This is a genomic window from Acinetobacter nosocomialis NIPH 2119 (genome assembly GCF_000368085.1).
Classification (GTDB): domain Bacteria; phylum Pseudomonadota; class Gammaproteobacteria; order Pseudomonadales; family Moraxellaceae; genus Acinetobacter; species Acinetobacter nosocomialis.
In genome coordinates this window covers 2,881,834-2,904,510 of record NZ_KB849239.1, presented here as the reverse complement: position 1 = coordinate 2,904,510, position 22,677 = coordinate 2,881,834, and the positions used below count along the sequence as shown (strand labels likewise).

The window sequence follows — 22,677 nt, the reverse complement described above, 5'->3', positions numbered from 1 at the left end:
CATTAATCATTAAAGCGAGGTGGCTGAATGCTTGAGCCGACTTTAATAGGCAAATCGCTTTCTAGAACATAGGCATAACTCAGCTGATCAAAAGTTCTAAAAACCATCAGACTCCCAATTTGTTGACCAGGAAGTTGAATCGCTTCTTTAGTTTTAGGATCGCGAATTGTCTCGCCTTGTTGTGTAATATCAAAAACTTGACCTACCTGAACACCTTGTGCTGTACCGCGGTCCAAAGTCACTACACTATGTTTTGCAGCTCTACCGATTGAACCCATGACACGAATAATTTTGCCCCCATCAGTCACTTGTTTGGCATCTACTGGGTAAAATAAGGTTGGCAAAGTAGCTTGTTCTTCAGGCATAACACGATCGCCACGACGTACTTCAGCGTTATAACTATCTGTTAGCTCTAATGTAGTAATGTCTTTTTCAGAAGATACCGCAACACCTGAAGCAACCTGTAGTAGCTCAATACCAAGGCTATGCTTTTTACCTTTACTATCTGTGAAATAGTAAGGTTCACCTTCTCGATAGACTGCATAACGCTGACCATCAACTAGACCTTTTCCTCTTGCATAAATAGTTTGACCTTTTCCTGCAAGTACACGTTGGTCGGCTGTACCAACAACGTAAGGTGTGTTGGTAATTGAATCGGCTGGTAAAATAGTGCTGTTCTCTAGCCACTGTTTAATATGTTCAAGTGGAATAACTGGCACACTATTATTTAATGCTTCTACGCGAACTTGTGGTTGTAAGTTTGTGGTTTGGCCTGTGTAACGACGAATAATGCCTACACAGCCATCCCCTTCATCTTTGCCCACAAGTGGACGTCCATCTAAGCTACATAACAGTAACCGATCGCCCGGATAAATCCAGTGAGGGTTTTTAACATGTTGATTACTTGCCCAAATTTCAGGCCAACGCCATGGCTTATTGAGAAAATGGCCGGAAATATCCCATAGGGTATCCCCACGTTTTACAACATACACATTCGGTGCATTGCTTTTAAGAGAAGGTGGATTATGATTTGGACTGGCAGCATGAACCTCTGCTACCGTACCTAGTGCGACAGTTGTACAGAGTGCTAAAGCAAGTAAATGCTTCTTTATCCCCAAAGCATGAAATTCAGCCATGCCGTTAAAAACCTTTTTCATTATGATAATTCCTAAAAATTATGCGTGCAGATGCGTTATAATAGGCGGCTTACACACAATTTTTCGATGAAGTATTTCCTTCATTTGGTTTTTCAATCAATGGCATAAGTGAGGACGTCAGTATGGCCTTATTACCTATTTTAAGTTTTCCTGATCCCCGTCTTCGTACCATTGCTAAGCCTGTTGAAGAAGTTACTGATGAAATTCGTCAACTTGCAGCAGATATGTTTGAAACCATGTATGCGGCACCCGGTATTGGTTTAGCAGCTTCTCAGGTCGATCGTCATATTCAGCTTATCGTCATGGATTTGTCTGAATCTAAAGATGAACCTATGGTTTTCATTAACCCCAAAATAACTCCACTGACTGAAGAGACGCAGCCGTACGAAGAAGGCTGTCTATCAGTGCCACAAATATACGATAAAGTTGACCGTCCGTCACGTGTGAAAATCGAGGCAATTAACCTTGAAGGTCAAGCATTTGAGATAGAAGCTGACGGACTTCTCGCTGTTTGTATCCAACATGAAATGGATCACTTAAAAGGCAAATTGTTTGTGGATTATTTATCGCCACTTAAACGTCAGCGTGCACGTGAAAAAGTCGAAAAGATTGTTCGCCAACGCGAGCGTGAAAAAGTTGCGGTAAAACGTTAAAAGTTTTCAAACATCAATATAGCGTGGATGTGATTTTTGGTTTTTCGTAGTGGTCTGTTGCTCGCATGTGCAGCAGTGTTTTTACAGATTGCGGTATTTCTACAGCCGCTATTACCGAAGCAATATCAAATTGCTCCGGTCTGTGAAACTATTACCCGTGCTTTGCTTAAACCTAAGGCACAGATGGAAACCATGTCACATGCCATGCATCATTCACATCACGACCACCATATCGGACAGGCACAAGTACCTGAACATCATGACCACCATGATGCAAATCACCAGTGCCAATATTGTACCGTCTATGCCAATCTGGTTTTACCACCTGAATTTGGCGTAAAAGAGGTACTTGTTCGTATACAAGTTCGCTTAGTCGCTTATCAACAAGCATTTAGACATGTTTATTTTGCGCTACAGCGACTCTTCTTACTCCCGCAAGGGCGTGCACCGCCTCTATTTGCATAAATAAAAGCAATTTTTGTTGGGGTCTTTATTGACTTCGATATCACTTTATTTATGTTTTAGAGCGTATAAAAATGCCACATTCTAAATTTTTACTACAACCTTTATGGGTTGCGATGCTTGCTGTTTCTCATTCAGGCTTAGCTTTTGCCGATTCAGAGAAAAATGATGCTGATACCAACACACTTCATTCATTAGCACCTATTGTTGTTACAGCACAGCAAGGCAACGATGCAAATGGTCTGATTGTACATGCGGACCCGAAACAGCCAATTCAGCCAGTACCTGCTACAGATGGCGCAGACTATTTACAAAGTATTATGGGTTTTAACTCAATACAAAGCGGTGGAACAAATGGTGATGTGACATTCCGAGGGATGTTTGGTTCACGTATTAAAATTCTAACAAACGGTACGGAGAATCTCGGTGCATGCCCAAACCGTATGGATGCTCCAACTTCTTATATTTCACCAGAAAGCTATGATCGTATTTCTGTGATTAAAGGTCCGCAAACGGTTCAATATGCCAATACAGGTTCGGCAGCAACAGTCCTGTTTGAACGTCAGCCTGAGAAACTTACCTCCGAAAAACCTTATCGTGGGCAAGCAAGTGTTTTACTAGGTTCATATGGACGTATCGACCATAATGTTGAAGCAGCAGTTGGCGATGAGAAAAAATATATTCGTTTAAATGCCAACCGTTCAGAGTCCAATAGTTATCAAGACGGTGATGGTAATACTGTACCTTCAGCATGGAAGAAGTGGAATGCTGATGTAGCACTTGGCTTTACTCCAGATGAAAACACGTGGATCGAACTCACAGGCGGAAAATCTGATGGTGAGTCGCTTTATGCAGGACGTTCAATGGATGGTTCTCAGTTTGCGCGTGAAAGCTTAGGACTGCGTTTCGAAAAGAAAAATATCACCGGTATCATTAAAAAAATCGAAGGGCAGGTGAACTACAGCTATAACGACCATATTATGGATAATTTTAGTTTGCGCACACCGCCATTAGTTGAAATGAACCATGGTGGTATGACCATGCTCATGCCAAACGCGATGGCCATGCAAGTAACGCGCCGTACACTAAATTCTCGCTTAGCCATGACCTCTGAATGGGATAAATGGAGCCTGATCACTGGGGTAGATTCACAATTTAATAAACATGGCGGTAGCATGTCATCGCCAACAATGCCTTCTATGAATGTTCCATATCGACAAGATATGCGTTTTCAATCATATGGAGCTTTCGGTGAACTTGGCTATCAATGGAATGATAAAAACAAGTTAGTGACAGGTGCACGTTTAGATCGGGTAACAGTTGAAGATGAGCGAGCCGATTCTAAAGCCCAAGGCTTTAATACGAAGCTTGAGAAGACTTTGCCAAGCGCATTTGTTCGCTGGGAAAACCAACATCCTGAGCATGACTTCAAAAGCTATATCGGTTTAGGTTATGTAGAGCGTATGCCTGATTATTGGGAGCTTTTCTCTCCTAAACATGGTAATGCTGGCTCAACCAACACCTTTAACGGTGTGAATCCTGAGAAAACATTGCAGTTAGATCTAGGCTTCCAACAACAACATGGTGCTTTAAACACATGGGCTTCTGCTTATGCAGGCTTAGTAGATGACTACATATTAATGAGTTATCACCATCACCCGAGTATGGGAATGGGTGGGCATGATATGAGCCATGATATTACTGCAGGTGCCAAGAATGTTGATGCAACTATTGCTGGTGCAGAAGCAGGTATTGGATATCAATTTACCGATCATATTCAGGCAGATTTGAGTGCTATGTATGCGTGGGGTAAAAACACCACAGATGACAAACCGTTACCTCAAATTTCCCCGTTAGAAGGTCGATTAAATATTCGCTATGTAGCCGACAAATATAACTTAGGCCTGTTGTGGCGAGCTGTTGCTGAGCAAAACCGTGTGAGTCTACATCAAGGTAATATCGTGGGATATGACCTAAAACCAAGTAAAGGTTTCTCAACACTTTCTTTAAACGGAAGTTATAACCTTCGTAAAGATATTGATGTCTCTATTGGTATCGATAACGTACTAGATAAGACCTATACCGAACACTTAAATAAAGCTGGTAGTGCAGGCTTTGGATTTGCGAGCGAAGAGCAGTTTAACAATATCGGAAGAAATTACTGGGTTCGTATGAGCATGAAGTTTTGATCAGCTTAGCGAATTAAATGAATTAATTTAAGAGAGAAATGAAATGACTAATAAATTATCGCCTGAACAGTCTTGGTGGGGATGGAAGTTACTTATTGTGGCGTCTATCTTGAGTGTATTGTTTATGATTGTTTTTTACTTGGCCATTAACAATGAACCTGACTATATGCCTAGTCAAAAAAATAAGCAGATGATGGAAACGCATGAGCAAATGAATCACGCTGAAATGCACGGTTCATCAGCTCAATAAGGTTTTTAATATTTGAAAATGGAAGTCCGGATAACGGGCTTCCATTTTTTATTTTTAGGTTTTAATAATTATTGATGCATACTTGCTAAGGTTTTTATCTTGCCTTGATTTTCATAAAGACGTAGACCAAGTTTTTGTAAATTACGACCCGATTGAGTTAAAAAACTTTCAACCTTTGGTGAAAATTTTGCGCCGTTAAAAAGTACTGAATTACGCAAAATCAGATAATAAGCAAACCATGAAGCAGACTGCTGAGGCAATCCGAGTAGTTTCATCCTTTTCTTACCAATAAAAAATTGGGTAAGTTCTAAATGTTGCCGATAAGCAAGTTTCTGCTGTAAAGAACGCAAATACAGATATTGTCTCTCAAAAGGCTCTTTAGATAAGCTTGATCCTAATTCAATACTGCTGTGATCGGAACGAGGATGAGCAAACTGCATCCAGTAAAGTAATCGCCAGCCTTCAGTTTCAGATTGAATAAGCCACTTTTCATCGATTCCCATTAACCAACCAACATAACGCCAGAAATGTAAAAAACTCTTTGCCTCTTGTTTTGTTGGCCATATACCTAAAGCTCTAATACCGAGTAAAACTACACTACTAAAAGCCAAATTAGTCATGGCTAAATCAAATTGATTAAGAGGAATTCCCCAAACCCCACTATCCCAACGATCAGACTTTTTTAATTGCCGGCGAACGAGTGCATGAATAAAGCGAACATAAATCGTTGACGTAAAACCTGCACTCAAACGACAAAGCCCTTGAGGTTCAGTAATATCCACCCACCATTTTGTGGTTTCTGCTAAACGAGTACCTGCTTGTTTCTTTAATGCCCCGGTTAAAATTAGGGGTTGATTAAATCCCGGATATAAATATCCCCCCATTAAAGATAAATCTCTAAGAATAAAACCATTATTTATTCCTAAACGATGAGTAAATTTAATAGCCTCATCAATTTGTTGCTGGTCTAACCATTCAGGCTTTTGTTCAATGTAATTAAAGAAATTTTCTAACTCAGTAGGTAGAGACTCAGATAGATCATCGCGGCCTTGAAATAATATTTTCTCAAAAATTATTCGGTGATCTTTGGGATTTTGCATAACCCAATCAATCAGCTTATCCATTTCAACGTCCCCTTCGCAAAGAGCACGTTGTAAAGATACATATTCTGTATAGTTTGGTTGTACTGGTTTTTCACAGCAGATATTTAAAAACTGAGTAAAGAAATTACTGTCTTGCATATCATTAAAAGAAGCAAGTCGAGTCGGGTTAATCATTTGCATATCTTTACTTGCGTATTGAACTGAATAATAAATAGGCTAATATGAATAATTATTCGCATTCAATTCGCATTTAATGAATTCAAACTAATGAGAAAAGCTCCACAGCAACAGCGTTCAAAACTTATTGTTGACAATATTTTAGAAGCGACACAGCAATGTATTGCCCAATATGGATTGCTTCATACAACAACTCCCAAAATTGCAGAGAAATCTGGAGTGAGTGTAGGTTCGATTTACCAATACTTTGAGAATAAAGATCAAATCATAGAAGAACTATTACGCCGTAAAAGTGAATTATTAGGGCAGCAACTTAAAGAATTAGTTATGCAGCAGGGGAATATTCCTTTAGATCTGCTTATCCCCTTGGCAATAGAGCTAGGATTTAATGCATTAAAAGCTGATCAAGGCTTTTTTATAGAAGTACTGAAACATTGGCATGACTACAGTCATTCGCAAGCTGCTCAGATTTTAGAAAAGCATTTTTTTGAAGTAGGTTTATATACATTTAGTAGAAATCCTCATCAGTGGGACTTCGAGCAGGTAAAGCATAAATCCTTTGTAATTATTAATAGTACGCTTTTTACGATGATGCGTTACGTGAGCCAGAACAATTTTCTTATCTCAGAACAACAACTTAAACGAGAATTATCAAGCATGATACTGGCTTATTTAGGCCAAAAATAAGAAATAAAAATAATTATTCATATAAAACAAATACTTGATTTGTATTTTGGTTTAAAATTGAACGCTCAAGTCATTAATTTCTAATTTCCGCTTGCAAAGGGATTTGGATGGTCTATAATGCACATCCATCGGCGGTGATGCAGATAGAAACTTGTTGAAAAACAGTTACTTGAGATTAGATTGGTTACTTTAAGTGATGAATTTGATGTTAAGTTGGTTTGAGAAGTAAGTTTTAAAAATATCGAAATTACCTGTTGACTTTTAAGAGATTAAGAGTAATATAGCCGACCTAGCTTGCTGGTGACGAACCAGGAAGAAGATCATTAAGAGAATTGAAGAACAACTTGTGTGGATTTTTACTGATTGATTAATCGAAATAATTTTCATTGATTGATTGGTTTAAATTACTCGAAGTTTATTTGAGCGAAATTTAAGTCAGTAATTGATGAGCCAGAATTGGCACCTTGTCTATAAATAAGGTGCAAAATGATTTTAACTGAAGAGTTTGATCATGGCTCAGATTGAACGCTGGCGGCAGGCTTAACACATGCAAGTCGAGCGGGGGAAGGTAGCTTGCTACTGGACCTAGCGGCGGACGGGTGAGTAATGCTTAGGAATCTGCCTATTAGTGGGGGACAACATCTCGAAAGGGATGCTAATACCGCATACGTCCTACGGGAGAAAGCAGGGGATCTTCGGACCTTGCGCTAATAGATGAGCCTAAGTCGGATTAGCTAGTTGGTGGGGTAAAGGCCTACCAAGGCGACGATCTGTAGCGGGTCTGAGAGGATGATCCGCCACACTGGGACTGAGACACGGCCCAGACTCCTACGGGAGGCAGCAGTGGGGAATATTGGACAATGGGCGCAAGCCTGATCCAGCCATGCCGCGTGTGTGAAGAAGGCCTTATGGTTGTAAAGCACTTTAAGCGAGGAGGAGGCTACTTTAGATAATACCTAGAGATAGTGGACGTTACTCGCAGAATAAGCACCGGCTAACTCTGTGCCAGCAGCCGCGGTAATACAGAGGGTGCAAGCGTTAATCGGATTTACTGGGCGTAAAGCGCGCGTAGGCGGCTAATTAAGTCAAATGTGAAATCCCCGAGCTTAACTTGGGAATTGCATTCGATACTGGTTAGCTAGAGTGTGGGAGAGGATGGTAGAATTCCAGGTGTAGCGGTGAAATGCGTAGAGATCTGGAGGAATACCGATGGCGAAGGCAGCCATCTGGCCTAACACTGACGCTGAGGTGCGAAAGCATGGGGAGCAAACAGGATTAGATACCCTGGTAGTCCATGCCGTAAACGATGTCTACTAGCCGTTGGGGCCTTTGAGGCTTTAGTGGCGCAGCTAACGCGATAAGTAGACCGCCTGGGGAGTACGGTCGCAAGACTAAAACTCAAATGAATTGACGGGGGCCCGCACAAGCGGTGGAGCATGTGGTTTAATTCGATGCAACGCGAAGAACCTTACCTGGCCTTGACATAGTAAGAACTTTCCAGAGATGGATTGGTGCCTTCGGGAACTTACATACAGGTGCTGCATGGCTGTCGTCAGCTCGTGTCGTGAGATGTTGGGTTAAGTCCCGCAACGAGCGCAACCCTTTTCCTTATTTGCCAGCGAGTAATGTCGGGAACTTTAAGGATACTGCCAGTGACAAACTGGAGGAAGGCGGGGACGACGTCAAGTCATCATGGCCCTTACGGCCAGGGCTACACACGTGCTACAATGGTCGGTACAAAGGGTTGCTACACAGCGATGTGATGCTAATCTCAAAAAGCCGATCGTAGTCCGGATTGGAGTCTGCAACTCGACTCCATGAAGTCGGAATCGCTAGTAATCGCGGATCAGAATGCCGCGGTGAATACGTTCCCGGGCCTTGTACACACCGCCCGTCACACCATGGGAGTTTGTTGCACCAGAAGTAGCTAGCCTAACTGCAAAGAGGGCGGTTACCACGGTGTGGCCGATGACTGGGGTGAAGTCGTAACAAGGTAGCCGTAGGGGAACCTGCGGCTGGATCACCTCCTTAACGAAAGATTGACGATTGGTAAGAATCCACAACAAGTTGTTCTTCATAGATGTATCTGAGGGTCTGTAGCTCAGTTGGTTAGAGCACACGCTTGATAAGCGTGGGGTCACAAGTTCAAGTCTTGTCAGACCCACCATGACTTTGACTGGTTAAAGTTATAGATAAAAGATACATGACTGATGATGTAAGCTGGGGACTTAGCTTAGTTGGTAGAGCGCCTGCTTTGCACGCAGGAGGTCAGGAGTTCGACTCTCCTAGTCTCCACCAGAACTTAAGATAAGTTCGGATTACAGAAATTAGTAAATAGAGATTTCGGTCTTGATTTATTAACTTCTGTGATTTAAGTATCACAGTATTAAGCATGACCTGATGAAGGCATGTTTATTCATTAACAGATTGGCAAAATTGAGTCTGAAATAAATTGTTCACTCAATAACAAAGAGAGATGAAGTAATTCTGATCTTGGAGTTAATTGAGAACTAGCAAATTAACTGAATCAAGCGTTTTGGTATATGAATTTAGATTGAAGCTGTACAGTGTTTAAATACACAGTGCTCTAAACTGAAATGTTGAAGTTACTAACTTGTAGGTAACATCGACTGTTTGGGGTTGTATAGTCAAGTAATTAAGTGCATGTGGTGGATGCCTTGGCAGTCAGAGGCGATGAAAGACGTGATAGCCTGCGAAAAGCTCCGGGGAGGCGGCAAATATCCTTTGATCCGGAGATGTCTGAATGGGGGAACCCACCTACTTTAAGGTAGGTATTGCAACATGAATACATAGTGTTGCAAGGCGAACGAGGGGAAGTGAAACATCTCAGTACCCTTAGGAAAAGAAATCAATTGAGATTCCCTCAGTAGCGGCGAGCGAACGGGGATCAGCCCATTAAGTTATGTGTGTTTTAGTGGAACGCTCTGGGAAGTGCGAACGTAGAGGGTGATATTCCCGTACACGAAAGGGCACACATAATGATGACGAGTAGGGCGAGGCACGTGAAACCTTGTCTGAATATGGGGGGACCATCCTCCAAGGCTAAATACTCCTGACTGACCGATAGTGAACCAGTACCGTGAGGGAAAGGCGAAAAGAACCCCTGTGAGGGGAGTGAAATAGATCCTGAAACCGCATGCATACAAGCAGTGGGAGCACCTTCGTGGTGTGACTGCGTACCTTTTGTATAATGGGTCAGCGACTTATATTCAGTAGCGAGGTTAACCGTATAGGGGAGCCGTAGAGAAATCGAGTCTTAATAGGGCGTTTAGTTGCTGGGTATAGACCCGAAACCAGGCGATCTATCCATGAGCAGGTTGAAGGTTGGGTAACACTAACTGGAGGACCGAACCCACTGTCGTTGAAAAGCCAGGGGATGACTTGTGGATAGGGGTGAAAGGCTAATCAAGCCTGGTGATAGCTGGTTCTCCCCGAAAGCTATTTAGGTAGCGCCTCGGACGAATACCATAGGGGGTAGAGCACTGTTTCGGCTAGGGGGTCATCCCGACTTACCAAACCGATGCAAACTCCGAATACCTATGAGTACTATCCGGGAGACAGACTGCGGGTGCTAACGTCCGTAGTCAAGAGGAAAACAATCCAGACCGCCAGCTAAGGCCCCAAAATCATAGTTAAGTGGGAAACGATGTGGGAAGGCATAGACAGCTAGGAGGTTGGCTTAGAAGCAGCCACCCTTTAAAGAAAGCGTAATAGCTCACTAGTCGAGTCGGCCTGCGCGGAAGATGTAACGGGGCTAAAACTATGTGCCGAAGCTGCGGATTTGACATTAGTCAAGTGGTAGGGGAGCGTTCTGTAAGCCGATGAAGGTGTATTGAGAAGTATGCTGGAGGTATCAGAAGTGCGAATGCTGACGTGAGTAACGACAAAACGGGTGAAAAACCCGTTCGCCGAAAGACCAAGGGTTCCAGTCCAACGTTAATCGGGGCTGGGTGAGTCGACCCCTAAGGCGAGGCCGAAAGGCGTAGTCGATGGGAAATTGGTTAATATTCCAATACTTCTGTGTAATGCGATGAGAGGACGGAGAAGGTTAAGTCAGCCTGGCGTTGGTTGTCCAGGTGGAAGGATGTAGGTATGTATCTTAGGCAAATCCGGGGTACTCTATACTGAGATCCGATAGCAAGCTGTACTTGTACAGCGAAGTGGCTGATACCATGCTTCCAGGAAAAGTCTCTAAGCTTCAGTTACACAGGAATCGTACCCGAAACCGACACAGGTGGTCAGGTCGAGTAGACCAAGGCGCTTGAGAGAACTCTGCTGAAGGAACTAGGCAAAATGGTACCGTAACTTCGGGAGAAGGTACGCTGTTGTTGGTGATGGAACTTGCTTCCTGAGCTGATGACAGCCGCAGAAACCAGGCCGCTGCAACTGTTTATTAAAAACATAGCACTCTGCAAACACGAAAGTGGACGTATAGGGTGTGATGCCTGCCCGGTGCTGGAAGGTTAATTGATGGGGTTAGCGTAAGCGAAGCTCTTGATCGAAGCCCCAGTAAACGGCGGCCGTAACTATAACGGTCCTAAGGTAGCGAAATTCCTTGTCGGGTAAGTTCCGACCTGCACGAATGGCATAATGATGGCGGCGCTGTCTCCAGCAGAGGCTCAGTGAAATCGAAATCGCTGTGAAGATGCAGTGTACCCGCGGCTAGACGGAAAGACCCCGTGAACCTTTACTGCAGCTTGACACTGAACTTTGACCTTACTTGTGTAGGATAGGTGGGAGGCTTTGAAGTTGGAACGCTAGTTCCAATGGAGCCGTCCTTGAAATACCACCCTGGTAATGTTGAGGTTCTAACTCTGTCCCGTTATCCGGGACGAGGACCGTGTCTGGTGGGTAGTTTGACTGGGGCGGTCTCCTCCTAAAGAGTAACGGAGGAGTACGAAGGTGCGCTCAGCGTGGTCGGAAATCACGCGTAGAGTATAAAGGCAAAAGCGCGCTTAACTGCGAGACCCACAAGTCGAGCAGGTACGAAAGTAGGTCTTAGTGATCCGGTGGTTCTGTATGGAAGGGCCATCGCTCAACGGATAAAAGGTACTCTGGGGATAACAGGCTGATACCGCCCAAGAGTTCATATCGACGGCGGTGTTTGGCACCTCGATGTCGGCTCATCTCATCCTGGGGCTGAAGCAGGTCCCAAGGGTATGGCTGTTCGCCATTTAAAGAGGTACGCGAGCTGGGTTTAGAACGTCGTGAGACAGTTCGGTCCCTATCTACCGTGGGCGCTGGAAATTTGAGAGGATCTGCTCCTAGTACGAGAGGACCAGAGTGGACGAACCTCTGGTGTACCGGTTGTGACGCCAGTCGCATCGCCGGGTAGCTATGTTCGGAAGGGATAACCGCTGAAAGCATCTAAGCGGGAAGCCTACCTCAAGATAAGATTTCCCTAGGAATTTATTCCTCTAAAGAGCCGTTCGAGACTAGGACGTTGATAGGTTGGATGTGGAAGCATAGTGATATGTGAAGCTGACCAATACTAATTGCTCGTGAGGCTTGACTATACAACACCCAAGCAGTTGTATATAAAGCATCAATCGATTCATAAATCTACAAAGCAACTTGATTTAGTTAAACGCTTAGCTAAAATGAACACAGTCAGATTCAATCAGCCCAGTCTGTAAAGATTTGGAAAACGCTTCGGCAGTTAATAAGACCAAAGCAAGTATCCATAAACAGTTGTGCTGGCGACCATAGCAAGAGTGAACCACCTGATCCCTTCCCGAACTCAGAAGTGAAACCTCTTAGCGCTGATGGTAGTGTGGGGTTACCCATGTGAGAGTAAGTCATCGCCAGCTCATTATTCCAAACACCCCCATTCTAAAGAGTGGGGGTGTTTTTTATTGCGCGAAATAAAGTGAAAATTTAATTCATAGAAAACACATAACTAAAAATCAGATTTGCACAGTTGCTCTGTTTCAGAGATATAGGGTCTTAGTTCAATGTAATAAAAAAACATTTCATAATATTTCAATCTTTGCTTAATCTATAAATAGTTAAATTTGAGTTTTCATCTATGCAGTTCAAAATTATCGCAGCCCAAGATCTAGATAAAAATCAACGCCATCAAATTGCTGAATTATGTTTTGCTGCTTTTGATGAAGATCCTTGGAGCCAATATGCTTTCATGCAAAAAGCATTTCATGTCGTGGGTATATTAGATGATCAAATTGTTTCACATGCCTTATGGACGGATAGAGTTTTTACTATAAATGGTAGCTCCAATGTAAAAACTGCTTATGTAGAGTATGTGACTACTAATTACACGATGAGAGGTAAGGGGCTTGCATCACAATTACTAAAATATTTAGTTGAAGCATTAACTGATTTGGAATATGAACTTGCTGCATTACAACCAGAAGATGAAGCGTTTTATAAAAAATTAGGTTGGACTACTTGGTGGGGAGATTTGTACATCAAACAAGATACATCTACTTATCTGACTGATGACTATGAAATTATGCTATATCCTTTGAGTATCTCTATGAAAGATCTACTATTGCATCGCTCACAGGGCGATAGTATTTGCGCAGAATGGCGAGAGGGTGAGGTTTGGTAGTTAGAATGGTCTAATAATTTTATTATTTTTTTCTAAGTCTAATTTAGATGTAGTTGTCATTTTTTTATATTACTTAACTTTTTCTACTTTCCTGTTTATTAGACAAGCCTATAATGATTCAGAATCATTCCAAATCTAATAAGGATATAACATGTCTACCGACCAGCAATTTCCAACTCCCAACAATTTAGGTATCGCGGTATATTCCAATAATGCCGAAGCTATTGGTAATACACCTTTAGTACGTATTAACCGTTTGATTAAAACGGGCGCAACCGTATTAGCAAAAGTGGAAAGCCGTAACCCTGCATTTTCTGTGAAATGCCGTATTGGCGCGGCACTTATTGCAGATGCAGAGAAACGTGGTGTATTAAAAGAAGGTATGCATATTGTTGAGCCAACCAGTGGTAATACTGGTATTGCATTGGCGTTTGTTGCTGCGGCAAAAGGATATCCAATAACTTTAACTATGCCTGCAAGTATGAGCCTTGAGCGTAGAAAAGTACTGAAAGCTTTAGGTGCTAATTTGGTTTTAACTGAACCCGCAAAAGGTATGAAAGGTGCAGTTGATGAGGCTATACGATTAGCAACTGAACAGCCAGATCTTTATTTCTTGCCACAACAATTTGAAAACCCAGCGAATCCACAAATTCATGTAGACACAACTGGTCCTGAAATTTGGCAAGCTACAGGTGGGCAAGTCGATATTTTAGTTGCGGGCGTCGGTACAGGCGGTACGATTACAGGTATTTCTCGTTACTTTGAACAGGTTCAAAATAAACCTTTGTATTCAGTAGCAGTTGAACCTGCTGAGTCTCCAATTATTACTCAAACCAAAAATGGTGAAAACATTACACCTGCACCACATAAAATTCAGGGAATTGGTGCGAACTTTATTCCAAAGAATCTTGATTTGGACCTTGTGGATGAAGTCTTACCAGTGAGTAGCGAAGAAGCAATTCAATGGGCGAGAAACTGTGCAACCCAAGAAGGTATTTTAGTGGGTATTTCAAGTGGAGCTGCATTAGCAGCCGCTGCAAAAATTGCAGAACGTCCTGAAAATGCTGGTAAAACCATTGTTGTTATTCTGCCAGACAGTGGGGAGCGTTATTTGTCTTCTGTCTTATTTGAAGGTTTATTTGACGAATAAAATTAACCGCATAAAAAAGCCCATCCATTGATGGGCTTTTGTTTAAGTTTTTTATAGAGCACTTTTTAAATTTTTTTGATGATGCTTAATAGATCGAGCATATTTTTTCGCTTTGTGACGGGTCCAGAAGCTTCTCTCATATCCTGTTGGCCCAACATTATAATAAGCTGTAGCTTTAAACCAGCTATCTGCGGTTTGATAGTAATGATTTAAAATATAAGCACCACATTGGATATTTGTAGATTCATCATACAAATTACCAGCACAAGTTTGTTGCCAATAGCTTGGAATAATTTGAGTTAAACCAACAGCCCCAGTCGGAGATCGGGCATTACTGTTGTAATTCGACTCTTGTCTGATAACTGCCGCGAGTAAAAGTGGAGGAACATTATATTTGTCAGCACTTCGAATAATCATAGGAGATAATCTATTCGCTGTACTCGGTGGAACGGAATAAGCTTTTTGTAAACCAGATGATAGCTTATTTGAACGCCAAGTAAATGAGCCACTATTAGGGCCTAAGCTTGTACATCCTGTCATTATGATCATCAAGAAAATTATGAAAAATTTCAGACCAAGGATGTGTAATTGTGATGGTTCAAAACGATTTTGGGTTAAAGATGGGGTAAGCAAAATACAAAACCAATAATGAAGTTTCAAATAAAATGATGGTATTTAGCTGTACTTATAGGATCAATGTTAGTTCTGTTGCTCAGCACATCTAAAAAGTAAGAATTTTGTATAATTGAAATGAAAAAACCCCGACATCCTGTCGAGGTTCCTTCGTATTCAGCTTTATGTAGCTAACTCCTGTCAACTACCGCTTCCTGCGTTCTTATTCTTCTTCAATGAGACATCCTGTCTCTCTATGATTCATATATTATGAAATAATACTAAAGCTGAATATCCGCAAATCACCGCAAGTTTTGTAAGTTTTAACTTACAGACGTACTTTTTTAACTTTCTTAAATACAAGGTCAACGAGTTTCTGGGCTACAGGAGCACAAATCAATACACTCGGAAAAGCCAGTATCCATGCAATAATCCAAGCTGATACCCATAATGAAACGAAGTGATGATTTAGTCCTACTACTTTAAAAGTTGAAATACCTGAAACGATAAAAGACATCATTCCCGATAAAATTAAGAGGAATAAAAGTTTCTGTGCTTTCATGGGTTTATAGTCCTAGATAAGCATTCAATGTTAATGCAAAATTTTCTCCAAATTGTTGAGCAGTTTTAATATCTCCTTCATCAAACCTATCGGCATTACTGCCATGTTCAGCCTGAGCCATTAAGCCTGACCATGAACCGAGACGGTTGGCTGCTTGAGCATAAGGAATACCTTGGTGCTGCTCGGGCAGAATCGGGTTGCCGATCCATAACATACCGTGTTGCATACAAAAGGTAAAAATCGAAATGAGTGTCGATTGTTTATCACCAGCGGGAAGAGAGGAAACGGTAAATCCAGCTGCAAGCTTTCCCTTAAAGTTCTGCTTTTTCCATAATGGGCCCGTTGCATCCATGAGTTGTTTTAACTTGGAAGATGCACCTCCTAAATAAGTAGGAGATCCCCAAATTAAGCCATCATATTGGATAAGAGTCTCTGGGTTCTCGATAAGATCTTCGGCATTGAGTAAATCTACTTCAATATCTTGATGGCTTAAAATACCAGTTTGAATTTGCTGAGCGATAAATTGGGTATGTCCTTGGCGACTATAGTAAATAATGGCAACAGTTTTCATGGATAATTTCCTTTTTATTTAAATTTGAAATAGTTTTGCGGTGAGATATAAACCACAGCCAAAAAAGCTATGATTCAGTAAACTTTTTAGACAGTTCAGGAAAGGGTGCGGGGTTTTTGACGAAGCAAAACCACTACCCATGGCCGGTTGCATAATAAAAAAGGGAATTAGAACAGTGACTACACCAAATATTAGTGCTGAGTAAAACTGAGGATGAATGAGCCAATCTGAGCCGACAATGACAAGAAAGCTCAATGCAAAGATAATCCCAACACTATAATGAGTAATCCAGCCCAATAAATATTCACCCTGAATTTGAGGGCTTTGAGCGATAGATTGATGGATGAGTTTTCCTTGAACTATCCAACCTACCCAGCGTCCAAGAAAGGAAAAATTTAAAGTCGGGATCTTAAATATTTTTAGTATTAACAGCCATATATCCATAATAACTGTTGCACCAACACCAAGACATAAAGCTTGAAAGAATAATGTGGAGGTATTCATTTTTACACCTTGCTTTTATACGTATGAAACGTGATAAATTTATTGTGCAAGTTCAAGTTCACTTGAAGTCAAGGGGGTGTTATGGATATTGGTGAAGTTTCTAAGAAGGCAAAAGTCACAACCGCTACACTACGTTTTTATGAAGAGAAGGGGTTAATTAAACCGATAGGGCGGCAAGGTTTGCGTCGGCAGTATGGTAAGCAGGTGCTTGATCAACTGGCACTTATTGCTTTAGGACGTGCTGCCGGATTTTCTTTAAATGAGATCGCTACTATGTTTGGACAAGATGGTAAGCCTGATCTTGATCGTCAGAAACTAAAAAATAAAGCTGAACAACTAGAGCAAATGGCAAAGCGATTACATTTTATTAGTCAAGGATTACAACATGCAGCTGTCTGTCCAGCCGAAAATCATATGGAATGCCCAACCTTTCAGAACTTTTTGAAAGCAGCAATTGCTGGAGAATATCAGCCAACAAAACTTTAATTCGTTATAGTGAAGACATTTAATTTATGTTTGTATTGAGCAGTGGGCTTGTCATATTTTCGCCATAAAGATTTCATCTTTTTGAAGCAAAAACTTCATATAAGCTTGATTAAATTTGCTTAATTTTTTACCAAATGTATAAAATCATGAGCAAAAAAACTTTAGTCGCATTATTATGCTGTGCCAGTTTAGGATTGACGGCATGTAATGATGATAACGATCAAGAACAAACTTCACCTACTGAAAACGTTACCGAATCAACTTTAATTTCTTTCGCTAAGTTACCTGTAGAAACCTATGCTGCTGGGCCAGACTCTGGTGCATATGTAAAAGGTGCAAATGGAATTTATCCGCCATTTAAAGGCCAGCCTGTACAAGGTTTTTCTGCTGCATTAAAAAATGAAGATGGTAGCTATATGGCAATGGCCGATAATGGTTTTGGTACCCAAGATAATTCTTCTGACTTTTTGCTTCGTATTTATAAATTAAAACCTGATTTCAAAACTAAAGCCAAAGGTACAGGGCAAGTTACTGTACAAAGCTTTATTCAATTGCGTGATCCAAACAAGTTAATTCCTTTTAATATCGTGAATGGTAACACGCCTGAGCGTTTATTAACGGGTGCTGATTTTGACCCAGAGTCAATGCAACGTACTAGCGATGGCACTTATTGGATTGGGGATGAGTTTGGACCTTATTTACTTCATTTTTCAGCGGATGGTGTGTTATTAGATGCCCCAATTCCTTTACCAAATCCGTTAAATCCGACTCAAGAATTACGTTCACCACAAAATCAGTTTAATAAAGCACAAATTAATTTTGTAGAACCTCTAGTTCAGCAAAGTGGTGGTTTTGAAGGTATGGCAATTTCACCAGATGGGCAGTATCTTTACCCGCTTATAGAAAAGCCAATTAAATCAATTCGGGAAACGGAAAGACAATTACTGATTTCTCAATTCGATATTAAGAAAAAAGCCTATACAGGAAAATATTATTGGTTCCAGCTAGATAGTAAGGCAACCAACATTGGAGATTTCCAACTCTTTAATGATAAAGAAGGCATTATTATTGAGCGTGATGCAACTCAGAATAATTTAGGCGGCTATAAAAAATTAATTCGTATTAAATTGAATGAGTCAGGCCAGCTAGTAAGCCGTGAAGATTTAGTCGATTTAATTAAAATTGCTAACCCGAATATGTTGTATGGCACAGCTAGAGCGGGGGATATTGGTACGGGACAGGTGTTTGCTTTCCCGTTTGAAACCATTGAAGATGTGATTATTGAAAATGGCACAACGCTTACAGTACTAAATGACAATAACTTCCCTGGTTCAACAGGACGCAACGCAAAACTGGCTGATGATAATGAGATTATTCAAATTCGTTTGCCAAAAGCTTTGTTCTAATGCCTATAAATAAATTGTGTTAAGACTACGGCGGATTTTATTCCGCCGTATTTATTCCGAGAATAAAATATTGGATAAACTTTAATCAAATTAATTTCTATATTATTGTTTTCGTATGTTTTATAAACAAGGAAAATGAATGAAATTCATGTTAAAATGATCGGCTTTCATCTTTAGATGTCTCTCCTTCATCTGCTAGCCGAGATTCGCAAGCCATGTCTACCGCTTATACCATGCAAACTGCGCCAAAAGCGCTGTTTGATTACGACAAATATTGGGCGTCGTGTTTTGAACCAGCGCCATTTTTGCCGATGTCACGAGAAGAAATGGACCAACTCGGCTGGGATGCGTGTGACTTTATTTTAGTCTGTGGTGATGCTTATATTGACCACCCATCATTTGTGTCGGGTGTGATTGGACGTGTACTTGAAGCACAAGGTTTCCGTGTCGGAATTATTGCGCAACCCGACTGGACCAACGTTGAAAGCTTCCGTGTTTTAGGTAAGCCAACGATTGCTTGGGGTGTAACCGCAGGTAATATGGATTCGATGATTAACCGTTATACGGCAGATCGTAAAATCCGTTCGGATGATGCTTATTCCCCAAATAATGAACCGAACAAACGTCCTGACCGTGCTGCAACAGTATATTGCCAACGTTGTCGTGAAGCATTCCCAGATGTACCAGTATTATTAGGTGGGATTGAGGGCAGTTTACGTCGTATCGCGCACTATGATTATTGGTCAGATAAAGTGCGTCGTTCAATTTTAATGGACTCAAAAGCCGATATGCTGATGTATGGTAATGGTGAACGTGCCATTATTGACGTAATGCACCGTTTGGCTAAAGGTGAAAAAATCCACGAGATTACAGATGTTCGTGGGACAGCATTTATTATTAATAAAAATAACAGAGCATCTAAAGCAAAATTTGTTGAAATTGCCAGTAATGACGTAGATACGATTGGGCGTGTTGACCCAATTATTAACCCTTATGTCATGACTGAAGATATTGATGGCTGTGAGGTTGAGAAAGAAAAAGGTAACTCTTTAGCTCAATATCAAAATTTCCAAAAAGAGATTGTTGCAAATCCGATTGTACGTGAAGGCGATAAACTAGATGACGACACTCAAATTGTTCAACTAAAGCCTGCGCAATCAAAAGCAATTAAACACAAATTACCACCACGAGAGTTAGCGGTCATTCGTTTACCTTCTTTTGAAGAAGTGGCAAATGATCAAGTGCTGTATGCGCATGCAAACCGTATTTTGCACCTTGAAACTAATCCCGGTAATGCCCGTGCATTGGTGCAACGCCATGGTGAACGAGATGTCTGGATTAACCCACCTCCAATTCCTCTAACGACTGAGGAAATGGATTATGTGTTTGATTTACCTTATGCACGGTTGCCACATCCTACTTATGGTGATGCTCGTTTCCCTGCATTTGATATGATCAAATTCTCGGTCAACATTATGCGTGGCTGTTTTGGTGGTTGTACGTTCTGTTCAATTACAGAACATGAAGGTCGTATTATCCAAAACCGTTCGGAAGATTCGATCTTACGTGAGATTGAAAAAATCCGTGATACAGCACCAAACTTCACAGGTATTATTTCTGACTTAGGTGGCCCAACGGCAAACATGTACCGTTTGCACTGTAAAGACCCAGAAATTGAGAAGAACTGTCGTAAACCTTCTTGTGTTTATCCGGGCGTTTGTCAAAACTTGCATACCGATCATGCGCCATTAGTGCAGCTTTACCGTAAAGCGCGCGAAATTAAAGGTGTGAAGAAGATTCTGATTGGTTCAGGTTTACGTTATGACCTTGCAGTATTGAACCCTGAATATGTCAAAGAGCTGGTGCAACACCACGTGGGTGGTTATTTAAAAATTGCTCCTGAACATACTGAGCAAGGCCCGCTATCTAAGATGATGAAACCGGGTATTGGTACGTATGATCGTTTTAAACAAATGTTTGATCGTTTCAGTAAAGAAGCAGGAAAAGAGCAATATCTAATTCCTTACTTTATTGCTGCGCATCCGGGTACTTCAGATTATGACATGATGCACCTTGCTATTTGGTTGAAAAAGAATGGTTTCCGTGCCGATCAGGTACAGACTTTCTATCCTTCACCAATGGCAACTGCAACAACGATGTATTATTCGGGTAAAAACCCGCTTGCTAAAGTCGCTCGCTATACTGAAAAAGTTGATATTGTAAAAGGTGAAAAACGTCGTCGTTTGCATAAAGCATTCTTACGTTACCATGATCCAAATAACTGGCCATTACTTCGTGAAGCCTTAAAAGAAATGGGCCGTGCCGATTTAATTGGTAATTCAAAGCAGCATTTAATTCCGACTTATCAGCCAAAAGGTACTGAAGGGGAATATAAATCTGCCCGTAAGAAAAATTCGTCTACAGCAGGTGACTCAGTTAAACGAAATAACCAGCAAACGAATAATCATTCAAATCACAAGCGTCCACAAAAAGGTCAGGTACTTACTCAACATACGGGTTTACCTCCTCGTGAAACAGGTGAGAAGAGACCATTTGGTGGCAAAAGTAAACCAAAATCCAAAGCTCGTGGATAATGATAAAAAAGGCTCTTAAACAGAGCCTTTTTTATTTTTGAAGAGGGGATTTAAATCGTATAGTGAGATTTTTGAGAATTTTTAACCTAAAAAATGTAATGAAAAATGATAAATTCTAAAAATCTGACGAACTGCACTTGATTGTTGCTGACTCTATGATTATAAATAATATGAGGGTGGCTAAATTTAAGCCAAGCTTGATAACTACAAGTGAAATTACTAAGTGAACCTTTTAAAAAAACGGCTATGTCGTTATCAATTAAAACAAAGCGTGATCTAGCAAAATCATTATAAAAAACTTAAAGGATTGGACCCATGTACTATTTAATTACGATCTTATTACTCTTTTTGACTGTCGTGATGGCAGTGAAAAGTCTCTCAAGAAAGCACCAACAAGACAGTGCTTTAAAGCGTCGCGCCGTGTTAAGTAGTCATGAACAAATGACACTAACCCGCTTACAAACAGTATTGCCTAAATTTACTGTATTAGCTCATGTTTCATTTGATGCCTTATTAACGACTAAATATGCTCATACTCGCCGCAAATATCAGAATATGACGGCTGACTTTGTTGTACTTGATCAAAATTATCAGGTTTTTGTGGTGGTTATGCTTGAGGAAAATGGGCTACGTCGAGCACATCAGCAATATGAGCGCCGTTTATTACAACTTGCAGGGTATCGTGTACTTCGTTATAGCAGTGTGCCTGATTATCATGACTTAAGAAGAGATTTATTAACTCCTGAATCGGAGATGGCAACTTTACCTGCCACACCTCAGTTAGAGAGAATTTCAAATGCTTTCGTGAAGTCTTAAAAGTTATAACTAGATGTTATAGCAATTTAATTTTAGGGCTCATTAAAGAAGATTTGAATAAAATGCTGAAATTAAAATTTCTAAAAACATAAAAAACTGAGCACTATCTTAATCAATATTGCTCAGTTTTTTTATTAATTAAAATCAAAGAGAATTAAGGAAGTACTGCAACGACAGTCATTTCTACCAGTACATCAGGTGCATAAAGTTTAGACTCCACACAAGTACGAGCAGGCGGATGCTCTTTGCTAATCCATGCATCCCATACAGCATTCATAGCCGCATAATCCGTTTCAATATCTTTTAGAAAAATCATGACAGAAAGAATATGACTCTTGTCCGTACCAGCTTCAGCAAGTAAGCGATCAATATTGTCTAAAGTTTGTTGGGTCTGCGCTGTAATGTCCACGCTGGTATCATCAGCGAGCTGTCCTGCTAAATGAACCAAATTACCCGAAATTGCTACTTCACAATATCTTGAAGTTACGTGTAATCGTTTTACCGTCATAAATATGCTCTAAAGTTTCTTTAGTGAATAGTTCGATTTTATGAAGAGTTAGTAGGCAGGTGCAAGCAAGTGCAAAAGAATTTGGGTAGATTATTGTTGTGATTTATAAGAATGGGCAAGCTCCATGTACTTTAAGTGCCCTGTAATATTCGGATTTGGTCGTCGCGCCAATCACAGGACGATATGCCAAAAATAAAG

At 40.9% G+C, this 22,677-nt stretch carries 17 protein-coding genes, 2 tRNA genes, 3 rRNA genes and 1 pseudogene; 16 read left to right on the top strand and 7 right to left on the bottom strand.

Features of this window, described 5'->3' with window-relative positions; translation table 11 throughout:
* Positions 1–2: 2 nt before the first annotated feature.
* Positions 3–1,157 (bottom strand): LysM peptidoglycan-binding domain-containing protein, encoded by a 1,155-nt coding sequence (locus F984_RS17410; protein ID WP_004711032.1) that lies wholly within the window; start codon positions 1,155–1,157, stop codon positions 3–5.
* Positions 1,158–1,279: 122 nt separating this feature from the next.
* Between F984_RS17410 and def the strand changes: the two genes are divergently transcribed.
* The 4 genes from def to F984_RS17390 all read left to right on the top strand — a co-directional run bounded on the left by def (position 1,280) and on the right by F984_RS17390 (position 4,711).
* Positions 1,280–1,810, top strand: coding sequence for a peptide deformylase (gene def, locus F984_RS17405; RefSeq protein WP_002054252.1), 531 nt, complete (start codon positions 1,280–1,282; stop codon positions 1,808–1,810).
* A gap of 36 nt (positions 1,811–1,846) precedes the next feature.
* Entirely contained in the window at positions 1,847–2,275 is a 429-nt protein-coding gene (locus F984_RS17400; RefSeq protein WP_002054220.1) for a DUF2946 family protein, read from the top strand.
* A 71-nt stretch (positions 2,276–2,346) separates the two neighbouring features.
* The gene (locus tag F984_RS17395; protein ID WP_004711028.1) at positions 2,347–4,461 is read left to right on the top strand and encodes a TonB-dependent copper receptor; all 2,115 of its coding nucleotides are present in this window, start codon (positions 2,347–2,349) and stop codon (positions 4,459–4,461) included.
* 43 nt (positions 4,462–4,504) lie between these two features.
* Entirely contained in the window at positions 4,505–4,711 is a 207-nt protein-coding gene (locus tag F984_RS17390) for a DUF4199 domain-containing protein (RefSeq protein ID WP_004711026.1), read from the top strand.
* 68 nt (positions 4,712–4,779) lie between these two features.
* Here the strand turns inward: F984_RS17390 and F984_RS17385 are convergent, their stop codons facing one another.
* The gene (locus F984_RS17385; protein WP_004711024.1) at positions 4,780–5,994 is read right to left on the bottom strand and encodes an oxygenase MpaB family protein; all 1,215 of its coding nucleotides are present in this window, start codon (positions 5,992–5,994) and stop codon (positions 4,780–4,782) included.
* 87 nt (positions 5,995–6,081) lie between these two features.
* Between F984_RS17385 and F984_RS17380 the strand changes: the two are divergent.
* The 8 genes and pseudogenes from F984_RS17380 to cysK all read left to right on the top strand — a co-directional run bounded on the left by F984_RS17380 (position 6,082) and on the right by cysK (position 14,420).
* A pseudogene (locus tag F984_RS17380) lies at positions 6,082–6,652 on the top strand (TetR/AcrR family transcriptional regulator).
* A gap of 519 nt (positions 6,653–7,171) precedes the next feature.
* Positions 7,172–8,709, top strand: a 16S ribosomal RNA gene (locus F984_RS17375).
* Between the two features lie 59 nt (positions 8,710–8,768).
* A tRNA-Ile gene (locus F984_RS17370) sits at positions 8,769–8,845 on the top strand.
* Positions 8,846–8,900: 55 nt separating this feature from the next.
* Positions 8,901–8,976 (top strand) — tRNA-Ala (locus F984_RS17365).
* A gap of 348 nt (positions 8,977–9,324) precedes the next feature.
* A 23S ribosomal RNA gene (locus F984_RS17360) occupies positions 9,325–12,215 on the top strand.
* Between the two features lie 179 nt (positions 12,216–12,394).
* Positions 12,395–12,509 (top strand): 5S ribosomal RNA (gene rrf, locus F984_RS17355).
* Together the 16S, 23S and 5S rRNA genes with 2 tRNA genes alongside form the textbook arrangement of a ribosomal RNA operon.
* Before the next feature lie 218 nt (positions 12,510–12,727).
* A complete protein-coding gene (locus F984_RS17350; RefSeq protein WP_004711020.1) occupies positions 12,728–13,270 on the top strand; it encodes a GNAT family N-acetyltransferase in 543 nt (180 codons plus the stop codon).
* 151 nt (positions 13,271–13,421) lie between these two features.
* Positions 13,422–14,420 carry a cysteine synthase A gene (gene cysK / locus F984_RS17345; RefSeq protein ID WP_004711017.1) on the top strand — a complete coding sequence of 333 codons (999 nt, stop codon included), beginning with the start codon at positions 13,422–13,424 and terminating at the stop codon, positions 14,418–14,420.
* A gap of 51 nt (positions 14,421–14,471) precedes the next feature.
* Here the strand turns inward: cysK and F984_RS17340 are convergent, their stop codons facing one another.
* The 4 genes from F984_RS17340 to F984_RS17325 all read right to left on the bottom strand — a co-directional run bounded on the left by F984_RS17340 (position 14,472) and on the right by F984_RS17325 (position 16,669).
* Positions 14,472–15,080 (bottom strand): lytic transglycosylase domain-containing protein, encoded by a 609-nt coding sequence (locus F984_RS17340; RefSeq protein ID WP_080631574.1) that lies wholly within the window; start codon positions 15,078–15,080, stop codon positions 14,472–14,474.
* 280 nt (positions 15,081–15,360) lie between these two features.
* On the bottom strand, positions 15,361–15,594 hold the full coding sequence (locus F984_RS17335; protein WP_004711014.1) for a DUF2798 domain-containing protein: 234 nt from the start codon (positions 15,592–15,594) through the stop codon (positions 15,361–15,363).
* A gap of 4 nt (positions 15,595–15,598) precedes the next feature.
* The gene (locus F984_RS17330; RefSeq protein ID WP_004711012.1) at positions 15,599–16,165 is read right to left on the bottom strand and encodes a flavodoxin family protein; all 567 of its coding nucleotides are present in this window, start codon (positions 16,163–16,165) and stop codon (positions 15,599–15,601) included.
* An 18-nt stretch (positions 16,166–16,183) separates the two neighbouring features.
* Positions 16,184–16,669: a DUF2938 domain-containing protein gene (locus F984_RS17325; RefSeq protein WP_004711009.1), complete on the bottom strand. Its 486-nt coding sequence runs from the start codon at positions 16,667–16,669 to the stop codon at positions 16,184–16,186.
* A gap of 81 nt (positions 16,670–16,750) precedes the next feature.
* On the opposite strand from F984_RS17325, the gene F984_RS17320 reads away from it, so the two are divergent.
* From F984_RS17320 to F984_RS17305, 4 genes are all read left to right on the top strand, one after another.
* On the top strand, positions 16,751–17,155 hold the full coding sequence (locus F984_RS17320) for a helix-turn-helix domain-containing protein (RefSeq protein ID WP_004711008.1): 405 nt from the start codon (positions 16,751–16,753) through the stop codon (positions 17,153–17,155).
* Positions 17,156–17,301: 146 nt separating this feature from the next.
* Entirely contained in the window at positions 17,302–18,561 is a 1,260-nt protein-coding gene (locus F984_RS17315) for an esterase-like activity of phytase family protein (protein WP_025469358.1), read from the top strand.
* A 215-nt stretch (positions 18,562–18,776) separates the two neighbouring features.
* Positions 18,777–21,155 carry a YgiQ family radical SAM protein gene (locus F984_RS17310; RefSeq protein WP_004711003.1) on the top strand — a complete coding sequence of 793 codons (2,379 nt, stop codon included), beginning with the start codon at positions 18,777–18,779 and terminating at the stop codon, positions 21,153–21,155.
* Between the two features lie 315 nt (positions 21,156–21,470).
* The gene (locus F984_RS17305) at positions 21,471–21,971 is read left to right on the top strand and encodes a DUF2726 domain-containing protein (RefSeq protein ID WP_002048972.1); all 501 of its coding nucleotides are present in this window, start codon (positions 21,471–21,473) and stop codon (positions 21,969–21,971) included.
* 154 nt (positions 21,972–22,125) lie between these two features.
* On the opposite strand, the gene F984_RS17300 is transcribed toward F984_RS17305, so the two are convergent.
* The gene (locus F984_RS17300) at positions 22,126–22,479 is read right to left on the bottom strand and encodes a RidA family protein (RefSeq protein ID WP_004711002.1); all 354 of its coding nucleotides are present in this window, start codon (positions 22,477–22,479) and stop codon (positions 22,126–22,128) included.
* Positions 22,480–22,677 lie beyond the last annotated feature (198 nt).